The organism is Enterococcus sp. DIV0802b (assembly GCF_050543535.1).
Lineage (GTDB): Bacteria > Bacillota > Bacilli > Lactobacillales > Enterococcaceae > Enterococcus_D > Enterococcus_D entomosocium.
On the sequence record NZ_CP172941.1, the window covers coordinates 839,846 to 854,218 of the forward strand.

Annotated in this window: 14 protein-coding genes, 1 tRNA gene and 1 pseudogene; 13 read left to right on the top strand and 3 right to left on the bottom strand. The window is 41.7% G+C overall.

Going from position 1 to position 14,373, the window contains the following annotated elements; all coding sequences use genetic code 11:
- Positions 1-114: 114 nt before the first annotated feature.
- Entirely contained in the window at positions 115-654 is a 540-nt protein-coding gene (locus tag IGJ12_RS03775) for a hypothetical protein (RefSeq protein WP_430619371.1), read from the bottom strand.
- 141 nt (positions 655-795) lie between these two features.
- On the opposite strand from IGJ12_RS03775, the gene IGJ12_RS03780 reads away from it, so the two are divergent.
- The 5 genes from IGJ12_RS03780 to IGJ12_RS03800 all read left to right on the top strand — a co-directional run bounded on the left by IGJ12_RS03780 (position 796) and on the right by IGJ12_RS03800 (position 5,670).
- Positions 796-3,273, top strand: a complete 2,478-nt coding sequence (locus IGJ12_RS03780) for a vitamin B12-dependent ribonucleotide reductase (RefSeq protein WP_430619372.1) — start codon at positions 796-798, stop codon at positions 3,271-3,273.
- Between the two features lie 86 nt (positions 3,274-3,359).
- Entirely contained in the window at positions 3,360-3,749 is a 390-nt protein-coding gene (locus tag IGJ12_RS03785) for a DUF4430 domain-containing protein (RefSeq protein WP_430619373.1), read from the top strand.
- A 538-nt stretch (positions 3,750-4,287) separates the two neighbouring features.
- On the top strand, positions 4,288-4,776 hold the full coding sequence (locus tag IGJ12_RS03790; RefSeq protein WP_005237399.1) for an AAA family ATPase: 489 nt from the start codon (positions 4,288-4,290) through the stop codon (positions 4,774-4,776).
- A 391-nt stretch (positions 4,777-5,167) separates the two neighbouring features.
- Positions 5,168-5,419, top strand: coding sequence for a type II toxin-antitoxin system Phd/YefM family antitoxin (locus IGJ12_RS03795; protein WP_005237397.1), 252 nt, complete (start codon positions 5,168-5,170; stop codon positions 5,417-5,419).
- A 26-nt stretch (positions 5,420-5,445) separates the two neighbouring features.
- Positions 5,446-5,670 carry a Txe/YoeB family addiction module toxin gene (locus IGJ12_RS03800; protein ID WP_016613766.1) on the top strand — a complete coding sequence of 75 codons (225 nt, stop codon included), beginning with the start codon at positions 5,446-5,448 and terminating at the stop codon, positions 5,668-5,670.
- Between the two features lie 98 nt (positions 5,671-5,768).
- Here IGJ12_RS03800 and IGJ12_RS03805 read toward each other — a convergent pair.
- Both IGJ12_RS03805 and IGJ12_RS03810 read right to left on the bottom strand, forming a co-directional pair.
- Positions 5,769-5,938 (bottom strand): annotated as a pseudogene (locus IGJ12_RS03805) (ISL3 family transposase); the annotation flags it as partial.
- 152 nt (positions 5,939-6,090) lie between these two features.
- Positions 6,091-6,163: transfer RNA gene (locus tag IGJ12_RS03810), tRNA-Lys, on the bottom strand.
- A gap of 269 nt (positions 6,164-6,432) precedes the next feature.
- Between IGJ12_RS03810 and IGJ12_RS03815 the strand changes: the two genes are divergently transcribed.
- The 8 genes from IGJ12_RS03815 to IGJ12_RS03850 all read left to right on the top strand — a co-directional run bounded on the left by IGJ12_RS03815 (position 6,433) and on the right by IGJ12_RS03850 (position 14,338).
- A complete protein-coding gene (locus tag IGJ12_RS03815) occupies positions 6,433-6,999 on the top strand; it encodes a DUF1836 domain-containing protein (RefSeq protein ID WP_008377223.1) in 567 nt (188 codons plus the stop codon).
- A complete protein-coding gene (locus IGJ12_RS03820) occupies positions 6,992-7,852 on the top strand; it encodes a DegV family protein (protein ID WP_005237394.1) in 861 nt (286 codons plus the stop codon). Before IGJ12_RS03815 ends, IGJ12_RS03820 begins: the two co-directional genes overlap by 8 nt.
- A gap of 132 nt (positions 7,853-7,984) precedes the next feature.
- Positions 7,985-8,689 carry a response regulator YycF gene (yycF, locus tag IGJ12_RS03825; RefSeq protein ID WP_010747607.1) on the top strand — a complete coding sequence of 235 codons (705 nt, stop codon included), beginning with the start codon at positions 7,985-7,987 and terminating at the stop codon, positions 8,687-8,689.
- A gap of 3 nt (positions 8,690-8,692) precedes the next feature.
- Positions 8,693-10,534: a cell wall metabolism sensor histidine kinase WalK gene (walK, locus tag IGJ12_RS03830; RefSeq protein ID WP_008377228.1), complete on the top strand. Its 1,842-nt coding sequence runs from the start codon at positions 8,693-8,695 to the stop codon at positions 10,532-10,534.
- Positions 10,531-11,841 carry a YycH family regulatory protein gene (locus IGJ12_RS03835; RefSeq protein WP_430619374.1) on the top strand — a complete coding sequence of 437 codons (1,311 nt, stop codon included), beginning with the start codon at positions 10,531-10,533 and terminating at the stop codon, positions 11,839-11,841. The genes walK and IGJ12_RS03835 overlap by 4 nt, the downstream gene beginning before the upstream one ends.
- On the top strand, positions 11,842-12,696 hold the full coding sequence (locus tag IGJ12_RS03840; protein ID WP_005237391.1) for a two-component system regulatory protein YycI: 855 nt from the start codon (positions 11,842-11,844) through the stop codon (positions 12,694-12,696).
- Positions 12,697-12,751: 55 nt separating this feature from the next.
- Entirely contained in the window at positions 12,752-13,558 is an 807-nt protein-coding gene (locus IGJ12_RS03845; protein WP_005231151.1) for an MBL fold metallo-hydrolase, read from the top strand.
- Between the two features lie 42 nt (positions 13,559-13,600).
- On the top strand, positions 13,601-14,338 hold the full coding sequence (locus IGJ12_RS03850; RefSeq protein WP_008377233.1) for a MurR/RpiR family transcriptional regulator: 738 nt from the start codon (positions 13,601-13,603) through the stop codon (positions 14,336-14,338).
- Positions 14,339-14,373 lie beyond the last annotated feature (35 nt).

A 14,373-nucleotide genomic window follows, 5' to 3' on the forward strand; every position in this document is an offset into this window, starting at 1 on the left:
AAGGAAACAGAAGAGTAGCCATAGTTTTTTTGTTTTTCTAACAATAACTTTACGCTAACATTCTTTCAAAGAAACACGAAAACAAAGTTAGCCGGATTCTTCATTCCATCGAAATCACTGGTTTTTTTTCTTCAATTTATAGGAGTTGGGTGTTATTCGCTCAAATACTGGCCATAAAAGCAAATAAAAGACGAAGTTTCCACTGGCATGGAAGAAATCGAACAGTAGTCCTTGAAGGTAATAGGCAAGAAACGAAGGAAACTGATAAAGCCAAACCTCCATCAACGAAACGATCAAGCCATAAAGAAGTCCGCAAAGAAAGGCAAAGAAAGCTTGCAGGATACGATTTTTCTTGACGATCGGGATTTTTCCAAGCTGTTGAAAAAGAACGATGGTGCCGGTAAGTGCAGCCAATTGACTGATCGTCCAGGGACCCATGCCTAAATAGATATTTGTTCCGAGCAAACTTAGCAAGGCAATCATCAACGCATCGGTTAAGCAGTAAGAAAAAGCCACTAAAAATAAAAGGGCACTCATAGGCTGAACGTTAGGGATAAAGACAAAAACCAACCGTCCAACGATACACGCTGCGGTGAGCAGTGCTAAATGAGAAATTCTTTGAACGGAGAATACCTTGGATTGGGGAGGAAGCATGAAAATCGCCGACTTTCTAATTGATAATCATTCTCATTATACATGGAAAATAATATAATTCAAGATTGAAATACACATCATATAGTACGATAATAAAAACGGAGCACAATATGTTGTGTTTTTAGAAGAGGAGGGAAAGAAATGGACTATAAAAAACAAACGATTGAGAAATTGAACGAGGATATCAAGTTGTTCCAAGAAGTTTCGGCGATCACACCGGAAATGACCAAAACATTTGAGGGAATCGCTCGTTTGATTATGTTGGATCGTTACTCATTCAAGGATCAAACCCATCAAACGTTGGGTAAGGATGATTTGGTGATTTTGACAACGAAAGCTGATCCTAAATATCCTGCACGAGGAATCGGTATTGTGAAAGCAATCGATGGGGAACTAGTCTCTATCGAAGTGGAAGAGGCCTATCGTTCAGCGTTAGAAGATACTGATGAACAAGCCAGTGGACTTGTGAAAAGAAGAAAAAGTGACATTGAAAAACCGTTAGAACTCTTTTTTGAGCAAGTGGCGCATCGTGTTGCCAAAGGGATTTCTGCCAACGAGTCCCATGACCAGGAGCGCTTCCTTGAGACGTTTTACCAACAAATCGTGTCGCAAAACCTAATTCCCGCAGGCAGAGTACTTTATGGAGCAGGAACAAATTCTCAAGTTACCTACTTCAATTGCTTTGTGATGCCTTTCATCCATGATTCCCGAAAAGGGATTGCTGTCCATCGACAAGAAGTCATGGAGATTATGAGTCGTGGTGGCGGGGTTGGAACCAATGGGTCGACCTTGCGACCAAAATCAAGTGTGGTCCACGGCGTCAGCGGTCGGTCTTCTGGGGCAGTTTCTTGGCTGAATGATTTGGCGAACTTGACGAACCTTGTCGAACAAGGAGGTAGTCGTCGCGGAGCGCAGATGATTATGATGGCAGATTGGCATCCAGATATTTTTACGTTTATTCTTTCTAAAGTTCAAAATCCTGCTGTATTGCTTCACCTGAAAAAAACAGTCACGAATGCAGCAATCAAACAACTGATCAATGAAAAACTGCAATTTGATCCTTTGACAAAAATGGAAGAAAGAATGTTCACTTATCTAGCGCAACTGCCTGAATCGTCAGATAAGGAACATAATGACATGATCCAAAAGGCAAAAGAAAAATTGCGAATAGGTGGCAGCTATACGGTAAAAGAAAGTGATTTCTTAACTGGTGCGAATATTTCAGTCTGCTTGACAGGAGAATTCATGGAAGCAGTGAAGACAGATGGGTGGTATGAGCTGCGCTTTCCAGATATTGACAATTATTCAGAAGCAGAGATGGCGCAATATGATGCAAAATGGGCGGAAGTCGGGGATGTGCGAGAATGGGCAGCAGCTGGTCATAAGGTCAAAACCTATCAAAGGATCAAAGCTCGTGAGTTATGGGAGTTGATTACTTTTTGTGCAACGTATTCTGCTGAGCCTGGTATTTTCTTTATCGATAATGCCAACAAGATGACGAATGCTACAGCATACGGACAAAAAGTCGTGGCAACCAATCCGTGCGGTGAACAGCCCCTAACCCCTTATGCCGTCTGTAACTTGGCAGCTATCAATCTCGCAAACATGGCGGATCGCCAGAAAGGCACCGTTGATTTTGCCAAACTAAAAGAAACCGTGAAAACAGCAGTTCGTTTCCAAGACAATGTTATTGACGCAACGCCTTACTTTTTTGACAAAAATGAGCAGCAGGCGAAAGGGGAAAGACGTGTTGGATTAGGGATCATGGGCTTGGCAGATTTATTGATCTACTGTGGGAAAAAATACGGATCGGCAGAAGGGAATCAATTCGTTGATCAAATTTTCGGGGCAATGGCAGTCACGGCCTATGAGGCATCCATTGAATTGGCGAAAGAAAAAGGCAGCTTTCCCTTCCTGATTGGAAAAAATGACCAAGAGACGCAAGCGTTGCGGAAGAAATTTATCGATACAGGATACATGAAAAAAATGCCAGCGCACATCCGCGAAGGCGTGCTGCGATTCGGCATTCGTAACTCTCATCTTTTGACCGTTGCACCAACAGGATCGACAGGCACGATGACGGGAGTTTCAACCGGTTTAGAACCTTACTACTCCTTTTCTTATTTTAGAAGCGGTCGACTAGGTAAGTTTATTGAAATCAATGCGGAGATCGTTGACGAATACCTGATGGATCATCCTGAAAGAACCAAAGCGCAGTTGCCGGCATGGTTCATTTCCGCTATGGAGTTGACGCCCGAAGAACATGTCTGTGTGCAATGCACCATTCAACGTTGGGTGGATAGCTCCATTTCAAAAACGGTCAATGCACCAAAAGGATATACAGTAAGCCAAGTAGCCAAGGTTTATAGAGATCTTTATGAAGGAGGAGCCAAAGGAGGAACCGTCTATGTAGATGGCAGCCGAGATTCACAAGTACTTACCTTAGAAGCGGTAGAAAATGAGCTGACCGCACAAGTTGAACCGCTGCCTGTAGTTCAAGTAGATGAACCCGTCGTCTCTGGTGAAATCTGCCCCATCTGCCATGAAGGAACCATTGAGGAAATCGGCGGCTGTAGTACCTGCACAAACTGTAAAATCCAATTAAAATGCGGGCTCTAAAAGGATACAGGATTGATAGAGCAAGTCTTATCCGCATATTGGATAAAAAAAGATTTGTATTTTGACTATTGGAGAGGAAGAAATAGATGAAAAAAGTATTTGTCGTATTTATGCTAGTGAGCACATTACTCGTCGCTACAGGATGCCAACAGGCAAGTGTAACGTCAGAAAGCACGCAGCAAAGTTCCTTGAAGCAAGAACAAGGAACAGCTACGATCGTCATCCAAAATCAAGAAGATGTGACCTCAAAAGAAGTAACGTTCCGAGAAAATGAGTCGCTGATGGAAGTAATGAAAGAAAACTTTGCGATCAAAGAAAAAGATGGCTTTATCACCTCGATCAACGGCATCAGCCAAGATCAAAAAGCCAATCTATTTTGGGTCTATACCGTCAATGACGAAATGACCGATAAAGGGGCACAAGCGTTGATTTTAAAGAACAATGACACTATCACATTTGATTTGAAAGCATTCTGATTTGTTTGATTCTAAGGATCTTTATTGGTGCAAAAGAACTTGCACATAAAGATCTTTATCTATACAGATAGACTCTTGCGTTGATTTTGGAGGTAGTTTTGCATTCAAGTTCTATTCAAGAGTCTATTCTTGTTTTTCTATCATAGTTTGGAGTGGTGGCTTATTTTATTTTAAAATTGGAATAATAGGAATAAAGATACCATTACATACATAAGTTTTAGCCATGATGTTTCTTTCGTATTTTGGCTTGCGTTCCTATTTTTTGTAGAAAATAATTTTTTTATAGTAGAGTGGAAATGGACAAAAATTTGATTTATCCGTTAGCTTAAGTGGCTAACGCTTCTATTCTCTAATATATGGTTTTACTTACTATTTTTCTTGCGATTGTTTCCCAATCTGCTTGTTGTTCATAAAAACAATGTTATCATTGTATCATCAGATGTGGGTGGCGAACAGTGGTCTAAAACACGAGCGTTGATTACAAATAAGGTTTTTTCGTTCTCTTTGTTTATTGATCAGAAAAGGTAGGAGGAGAATAATGGTTGAGGTACTTTTGATGTGTGGCGTTAGTGGTGCAGGCAAAACCACTTACTCAAAACAAAAAGAGCAAGAAGGTTATGTAAGATTAGCAATAGATGAATTAATTTGGGAAGACTATGGCGTTTATGGTGTTGATTACCCTTCGGAAAAATATGCAAAAGTTTCGTCATTATCTTCAGTTAAATTGAAAGAGCTTACAGTAAGGGCTGTTCAAGAAGGAAAAAACGTAGTTGTCGATTCTAGTTTTTGGGCTAAAAGTCACCGAGACGCTTATAGAGAACTACTGGCAGCATATGATGTGACGATTAAAGTAATCTATCTAAAAGCTGATTATGATACTTTACGAAAACGATTAGCGATCAGAAATAAAGTCCAGACTGCAAATTCCGCTTTTCCTATTACAGAAGAAATCCTTCAACGGTTTTTTTCAGGATTCGAAGAACCGATAAATGAAGATGAAGTAGTGATTGAGCAAAAGAATAAATGAAGTAGCATCAAAATGTTTTTACTCCTTTTCAATACATTTAGTCTTATTACTGTGCAGGACACAAAGGACAGTCATACTAGAAGCAAAACAGTGATTGGCAATTTCTTTTCTTGTTGCATTCTTCGATTAATAAACGGATCAAAAAGCAATCCGCTGAAGACAAAATGACTATGACAGCTGTTAAAGACCAAGAATCAATACAAGAAACCGCCCATTTGGTAAATAGGACGGCAAACAGTAAGCACTTTGAGCAATCGAAACCACAAGTTAAGGCTCAAAAAACGATTACTACAAGACTTGAAGACTTGTAAGAAAAATTAAATATATTCTTCCTCTTTATTTACGTACGTTATAATATGCTTAAGATTTTTAAATAGAATGAGGAGAAAACATGGAAGTAATTACACCAACGAATGCAAGAAAAAACCTTTATGGAATCATTAAGCATGTTGTGGCTGACAGTCAACCTGTAGAAATTGCGAGTACAAAAGAGGAAGAAAGCGTCATCATGATTAGTAAGAGCGATTGGAACTCCTTACAAGAAACGCTCAACTTACAAAATGTGGGTGTACTTGATCGGATCAAACACTTTGAGAATGAAGAAAGTGAAGACTTAGGTGAAATTGATTGGGATAGAATGTAAAGATCAAAAAGAATGCTCGCAAAGATTTGTCTAAATTGAAGAGTATCAATCTAACTAGTAAGTTTGATGAACTGATCAAAGTCATTAAGGAAAATCCTTTTCAAACACCGCCGCCTTACGAAAAATTAACAGGATTACCTTACTGTTCAAGACGTCTCAATATCAAACACAGGTTGGTATACAGCGTGGAAGAAGAGAGTAAAACGATCACGATTCTCTCTGTTTGGTCACACTATGAACGTGGGATATAATATGCTAAACTATTTCGACTCTTTGTCAATAAGGACTGATGAGTCGTACAAAATCAAATCTGGGTCAGAATAAATAGCATTCTGGCTCAGATTTTTTGTTAGCTTACTTTGATTAGTTGATTGATCAAAATGATTCTAATTCTCATGTTCTCAAATGATTTAAATCTGTAGAATACTCGTTTCGTGATCGGTAAATGAGTCATCGTTTGAGTAAGGGAGAGAATCGTATTGAGATGCCTTCTTCATCGCTCAAAAGTTTTTGAAGTTTTACACAGACCTCTTCAAATAAGAAATCCTCTTATCAAAAAAAATCCCTTTATTCGCAAGGTGATAATAATAAACAAAAAAAATGGAACAGCATAAATGTTTTCGAAATGCTTTCGCACCAACATTTACCTGTTCCGTGGGTTTGGCACCCAATGGGCCGTGAGGGGCTCGAACCCGCGACCCGCTGATTAAGAGTCAGCTGCTCTACCAACTGAGCTAACGGCCCGTACCAAAAGTACTTCATTATCTTAGCACTCCGGTGTTTAAAAATCAATCATTCTTTTGAAAAAAATGTGCGCTTTTTTCAGTTGGAAAACAGGGGTTATCTTAAAAAAACACCATTCGTTCCCCAATTTCAAATGATAGGAAATTCTTAAAAGATTGATCAGATTGCTTTAAAAACTCAGAAAACCGTGATAAAATGTATCTAGTTATCGAAACTAGATGATTAGTTTGTGATAATCTAACCTTCTGTTCGTCAAAATGGAGGATGACATGAAAAAATTACAAGCAGACATGAAAAATTGGGGCAATTCATTGCTGAAATTCCATCTGCCGAGATGGGAAGAGTTGCCAACCCTGGAACTGTATATGGATCAGGTAATCACTTTGATTGACCAATATTTATCACCGGTGATCCAAACAGAAAAACATCCGCTATTGACCTCTTCTATGGTCAATAATTATGTCAAAAAAGGGATGATCCCCGCACCAGAGAAAAAACGCTACAACCAAAAGCATCTCGCATTTTTGATCGCGATCACGATGCTGAAGCAAGTGTTGACGATTCCAGAAATAAAGACAGGCATCCTTTTTCAAGGGAAAGCTGTCGGAATCAGAAATGCCTATAATGTATTTTGTGAAGAACAAGAAAAAGCAATCCATCTTGTTGGCAAAGAAGCAATGGGAGAGCCCGAGCAAATGGCATCGGAACCAATCCCGATTGAATTAGTGGCCATGAAAGGTGCAACGCGTTCCTTTGCCAACAAACTATTGGCAGAAAAAACAATCGAATTAGAAGTCATTTATTTAGAAACACATAAAGGAGAAGCCCATGAATAAAGAGAAAATTGCCCTATTAGTTGATTCAGGTACCGATGTTCCCGCACAGATCATGGAGCAATACGGCATGTATATGCTGCCATTGCAAATTATTTACAAGGATCGGACCTATACCGATAAAGTTGATATTACTGCCGAAGAAATTTACGAACGTTTGCCGCAAGAGATTCCTAGTACTTCGTTACCTGATGGCGCGGCGATCGGGGAAATCTTTGATCGGATCAAAGCCGATGGGTATGAAAAAGTCCTTGCCGTAACCATCTCCAGCGGATTGAGTGGAACGTTTAATGTCGTTCGACTGTTAGGTGAACAACGGACGGATCTTGAGGTTTTTGTACTTGATACGAAAAATATTGGGATCGGTGCAGGGCTGCAAGCGATTCGTGCGGCAGAACTGTTAGAAAAAGGCGTGACTTGGGAAGAATTGCGGGCACAATTAACGAATGAAGTACCGAAAAACAAAGTCTTTTTCAACGTAGCTACCTTAGAGTATTTACAAAAAGGCGGCCGGATCGGTCTTGTCGCATCCATCTTAGGTAATGCTTTGAAATTGAATCCAATTATCTCTTGTAATGAAGAAGGGATCTACTATACGGTCGCAAAATCTCGTGGACGGAAGAAAAGCTTGGACAAAACCGTTGACTTGATCAAGCAATTCATCGGTGATCATCGCCATGTGCGTTTAGCCGTGGCCCAAGGTGATGCACTACAAGAAGCCAAAGAGATGAAAGCAAGATTAGAAGCCGAATTTCCTAAGGTCAAAGAAATCTTGTTTGGGCAAATCTCTCCCGCGTTAGTTGTCCATACGGGTCCTGGGTTGTTAGGGATCGGTATTCAACTCTTAGAAGAGTAAAAAAGAAAGGCCCCGTGCCTTTCTTTTTTTGTGCTTTCCTTAAGAATGAGGCGGCGGTTTTTGGGAAAGATGAAAAGCCTGTTTAAATAATGTATAATAAGTAAGAAACCAAAAAAAATTGAGGTGACATTTTTGAAAAAGATCCTAGTCGTGGACGATGAGAAACCAATTTCTGATATCGTCAAATTTAATTTAACCAAAGAAGGATATGAAGTATATACCGCCTATGATGGAGAAGAGGCATTAGAAAAAGTAGCCGAGGTCGATCCTGATCTGATTTTGCTTGATTTGATGCTACCAAAAATGGATGGATTGGAAGTTGCACGGGAAGTGCGCAAAACCCATGACATGCCGATCATCATGGTCACAGCCAAAGATTCTGAAATCGATAAAGTACTAGGCCTTGAGCTTGGTGCGGACGATTATGTAACCAAACCATTTTCAAACCGGGAATTGGTGGCCCGCGTCAAAGCCAATCTGCGTCGCGGCTCGGCAGCTGCGAAGGAAGCAGACGACAATGCCAACAGTGAATTAACGATTGGTGATTTAACAATTCATCCGGATGCCTACATGGTCACTAAAAATGGGGCAGCCATCGAATTGACGCACCGGGAGTTTGAATTGATGCACTACTTGGCAAAACATCTTGGTCAAGTAATGACCCGAGAACATTTATTGCAAACTGTCTGGGGCTATGACTACTTTGGTGATGTCCGAACCGTTGACGTGACGGTGCGCCGTTTGCGTGAAAAAATCGAAGACAGCCCGAGCCATCCAAACTATTTGGTTACTCGTCGCGGAGTGGGCTATTACTTGCGGAACCCAGAACAGGAATAAGCTATGAAAAATAAGGTTCGCTTTTTTCAATCGGTGAACTTCAAAATCGCCCTGACTTTTATCTTGATCTTATTGATTGCGATCCAGATTATCGGGGCGTATTTTATTCGCGAATTGGAAAGAACAACGGTCGATGCCTTCAAACGCGACATGGAGGCACGGGCCAGCACGTTAGTGGTGACATTAGGCTCTGAATTGAGTCGCATGGATAATGATGACGGGTTGGATTGGGATTCCATGAATGCTTCCCTGAATCGAATCTTAACGAGTACCAACTCTTCAGAAATTTTGGAGATGCGGGTGGTGGATGAGCAAGGGATTATTCGTGCAACCACCAATATCAATGATCGTGGCTCGGTGGGAGAAAAAAATGATTACCGTGATTACGATACGAACCGCAGTGAAGTCCTTTATGATGAATCCAGCGGTCAGCGGGTGTTCAATATCGTCCAGTCGATCCAATCACCGACAGGGGATACCGTTTTAGGAACCCTTTATTTACGGAGCAATCTAGAGTCAAAGTACAATGAAGTCAGTACGACGGCGGTCATTTTTGTTACCGCCTCGCTGATTGCGGCAGTGATTTCGATCATTGTGGCACTATTGGTCTCTCGTTCGATTACCCAACCAATTGGAGAGATGCGGGAACAAGCGATTCGCATCGCTAAAGGAGATTATAGCCGCAAGGTCGCGATTCATGGGAAAGATGAATTGGGACAATTGGCGGAAACCTTCAATCAACTAGGGGAACGAATCGAAGAGACTCAAGAGGCGATGGAGTCCGAGCGAAACCGCTTGGATAGTGTCTTATCCCACATGACAGACGGCGTTGTTGCCACCGACCGACGAGGCAAAGTCATTACCATCAATGAGATGGCGATGTCCTTGTTGAATGTCACTAACGAAGAAGCGATCGGGCAGTCGATTTTGACGTTATTGGAAATCGATGAAGAATACACGTTGCGAAAACTTTTGGAAAATCCTGAAGACATGCTTTTGGAACGTCCTAGCAATGATTTGACGGGAACAAATCTGATCTTGCGCATCGATTTCTCCATGATCCGTCGAGAGTCCGGGTTCATTTCCGGTCTAGTTGCGGTAATGCACGATGTCACGGAACAAGAAAAAAATGAGCAGGAACGGCGAGAATTTGTCTCCAACGTTTCCCATGAGTTGCGAACACCTCTAACGAGTATGCGTAGTTACATCGAAGCGCTGAGTGAGGGTGCTTGGAAAGATCCAGAAATTGCACCGAACTTTCTAAAAGTGACCTTGGATGAAACGGATCGGATGATTCGCATGATCAATGACCTATTGAGTTTGTCGCGGATGGATAGCGGCAATTCGCAACTGCAATTGGAATATATCAATTTCAATGAGATGGTTAATTTCGTGTTGGACCGTTTTGACATGATGGTGACGAATGAAAGCAAAAAATATCTGATTCGTCGGGAGTTCACCAAACGAGAATTGTGGGTGGAAGTCGATACGGACAAAATGATCCAAGTGATCGACAACATCATGAATAATGCCATCAAATATTCGCCAGATGGTGGGATTATTACGGTGAAATTGATGGAGACTCATAACAACATCGTCCTTAGCATCAATGACCAAGGACTAGGAATTCCGAAAAAAGATCTCACGAAGATCTTTGATCGTTTTTACCGAGTCGATAAAGCTCGAGCCCGGCAACAAGGAGGTACCGGCTTAGGGTTGGCGATCTCACGTGAAGTCATCAAAGCTCATGGCGGTGCGATTTGGGCGGAAAGTCGAGAAAATCGCGGGTCAACATTTTACATTATGTTGCCGTATGAACCGTATGAGGAGGATTGGTGGGTATGAGAATCTCAGAAAAAATCATTCGAGCAGGTTTGATCGTGATGATCGCCTTGAGTTTTTATTTCTCCTATATGATTTGGCTAAATCCGACCGGGTTCAACAATGCCAGCACCGAAACAGATACTGGCGTCAATCCTTCGGTTCAAACGTACAAACAAAAAAGCGATTTGTTTTTGCCCCTATATCTAACATGGAATGATGAAGAGGATATCAAAGAAACCAACTCTGAAGCGGTGATTCGAGAGATCCAAGAGGTGATCAACGAGGCAACGATCAGTGATTTGACCCTGCGAACCTATGGTGAAGAACAGGCTTTTTCGAAAGCCCAAGAGGTCGATCAAGGAATATCCTTAAACTACTATACGACATTTTACTTGAAAGATTACGAGAAAACCTTTGATAAAGAACTGTCCTTAGAGGACGAAAGTGAAACAGAGGATTTTCCGTTTTCTCGCATCCAGTTTGATCTCGAAGAAAATACGATCCAATTTGTTGACTTTACCCATCAACGAGTAGTTCGAGGCAAGATCGACTGGGATAAAAGCCAAGTAAAACACTTGCTAGCAGACAATCCTCGGGAATGGACGGCAATGAGGACTGATCAAGAACGATCTAGCAATCAATACTATACGCAGGATTCGATCAAGCTAAAAAAATACAGCTACTATTCTTCGACACAGTCTCAGAGTTTGTTCCGAGAAGCCTTTTTCAGCAATCCTAAAAATGTCAAGATCAACGACGAAAGTGTCGATACCTACTATTATGAAGGTGGGCAAAACATGACGGTCTTGCAAGATCAGCAGCAAGTCAAGTTTGAAACCACCACAGACGGTTCCGATGAAATGGATCTGGCAATGTTGAGTGCGGATTACATTATTCGTCTAGGCAATAACTTTGGGACGATCCGCTATTTTGATCAACAAGACAAACACTTGGATTATCGGGTTTTCGTCGAAGGCTATCCAGTCTTTAGTACTGGCGGCCAAGGGGTGATCAGTGTCGCTTTTTCAGAAAGTGGTCAGACCGGCAGTCGTGAAATGACGATTTCTGCCAGCTTGAACGCAATTCAAGTGCCGATTCCTTCTGAAACGGAGATTGAATTGCCTTCTAGTTTGTCAGTCAAAAATGATTTGATTGCGGCAGGGGCTGACCCAGCGTTGTTGCAACAGATCATCGTCGGCTATCACTGGGGGGAGATCAAAGATGCACCACTGGTTGATTTGACGCCTGCTTGGTATGTCAATTATGACTCGTCTTGGATTAGCTATGATGCATTAATGACAAAATTAGCAGAAACGGAGGAGAATTAATTGGATTTTAAACGAATCGAATGGATTTTTTTCCTCGCTTTTCTTGGTCTGAATGTCTTTTTATTCAATGTTTATAGTGAGGCTCGCAGCGAGCATCAGATGGTTTCACAATCAAACCAAACGATTCCTATCGAACAACGACTCGATTCTGAGGACATTCGGTATTCTGGTGAATTATCAGACGAGGTCTTGAGTGGCTATTATTTGAGCGGTGAACAGACGGATTTTGAGGCAGAACTACGAAATCCGCAACTCAATACTCAGTTCAAAAGAGGGTCGACGGTCAAAGGGCAGCAGTTGATTCATGTCTCAACCAATGGTTTTTATATCAGTGATGATTCTCAAACGGAAGAAACCGTCAATGGTTTCTTGCAACGTAAAGACCAAGTCCTGTTTGGGGATGAATATGACTATTTGGAAAACCTCTCTGTCTTGAACGCCAATCATCCGACGGTGGTGGCGGTCCAGTCGTATGAAGGCATTCCTTTCAATGACAGCTCAAGTCGGATCGATATCACCTTAGAACAAACGGATGATCTACTGCAGATTGCCCGTTATACGCAAACACATATCTCCAATATTACGCCTCTAAGGGAAAAGATGACGGTCTATTCAGAAAAAGAAGCAGTAAATACGCTTTATCTGAACAACAAGCTGCCAAGTCACTCGAAAATTCTCTGGACGGAATTAGCCTATACGATGATTTTGAAGGTTAGGGAAAAAAACGTGTATATTCCTGCATGGTTTATTGCTTTCCAATTAGATGGCGATGACACCATCCAAATCGAAACGGTCAATGCCTTCAGCAATCGGATCATCACGAATAATGCCGTTCAAAAGGTAGAAAATCCATAAAAAAGCGGGTATAATGGAACTCGTTGAAACAACCAGAGAGGAAGTCACGTAAACCATGATGAAGGAAAATGCCTTTCAAGTAAGTATTCTAGCCAGCGGAAGCTCAGGGAATTCGCTCTATATCGAAAGCAATAAAAAGCGGATCTTAGTGGATGCCGGTTTGAGCGGCAAGAAGATCACTTCATTATTGGATGAAGTAGGGCGCAAACCAGAAGACTTGGACGCCATTCTTGTGACCCACGAACATCGGGACCACATCCACGGTGTTGGAGTACTGGCACGAAAATACAAACTTGATGTCTATGCGAATACAAAAACATGGCAAGCGATGGATCCAATGATCGGTAACGTCGCTGTCGAGCAAAAACATATCTTTGAAATGGGAAAAGTGCTGACCTTGGGTGACTTGGACATTGAAAGCTTTGGCGTCTCTCACGATGCTGCAGCGCCGCAATTTTATCGTTTCCATAAAGACGGCAAATCATTCGTGATGTTGACGGATACCGGTTATTGCAGCGATCATGTGCGAGGCATCATCAAAGGCGCCGATGCATACCTTGTAGAAAGCAACCATGACCTAGAAATGTTGCGAATGGGTCCTTATCCATGGAGTCTCAAGCAGCGGATTCTTGGAGATCGCGGTCACTTATCGAATGAAGATGGCGCACTTGTCATGACGGATATCTTGACCGACAACACCAAACGGGTCTATCTTGGTCATTTAAGTAAAGAAAACAACCTGAAAGAGTTGGCGCACTTAACGATGGTCAATACCATGAAAGAACATGATCTAGGTGTTGGAGAAACGTTTGAAGTCTATGATACCGATCCTGACAAAGCGACGGAATTATTTGCGATCTAATCGATCATCAGAGCGATGAATTTGTTGGGTGGAGGCAGTGGGATGTTTGATGAAGAAAAAATCAAGACTTTGAACGAGCTTGAAATGGCAGTTTATAAATACATTGTCCAGCATTTTGAAGAGATCGATCAGCTGACGATTCGCGAATTGTCAGCTGCATGCCACGTCTCAACGTCGACGATTTTACGATGTATCACGAAATTGGGCTATCGTGGATATTCAGAGTTAAAGTATGCAATCTGTCAAAAAAAGGAACAAGACGCACGAGCGTTTGATCTTTTCTATGATGCAACGATTCAAGTCAATACATTCTTAAAAAAAGTCAATAATGAAGATTACCGTAAGTTTATCCAACCGGCAGTAGAATTGATTCTTTCCGCACGCCATGTGGCGTTTTCCGGTATCGGCACAAGCGGCATTCTGGGCACCTATGGCAGTCGCTATTTTGCCAACTTAGGCATTAATGCTTATAGCATCGTTGATCCCTTTTTGCCAGTACCGTCTCGTGGAATGGAAAATACGTTAGCGATCATTTTATCGGTGTCGGGTGAAACCATTCAAATGATCAAGCAAACGGAAGACTTCAAACGCTATGGAGCAAAAGTACTCAGCATCACCAATGATGAAAAATCGACGATCGCCCAAATGGCGGACTACAATATATCGTATTATATGCCCGTCGTAAGTGGCGGAAAAGAAGTCGATTTGAACCTGACAACGCAAGTCCCGGTGATTACACTGATCGAACTTTTAGCCCATCAAGTCTACAAGCAAATCTAAGCGATCGTAAAAAAACAGCTTCGGCTGTTTTTTTT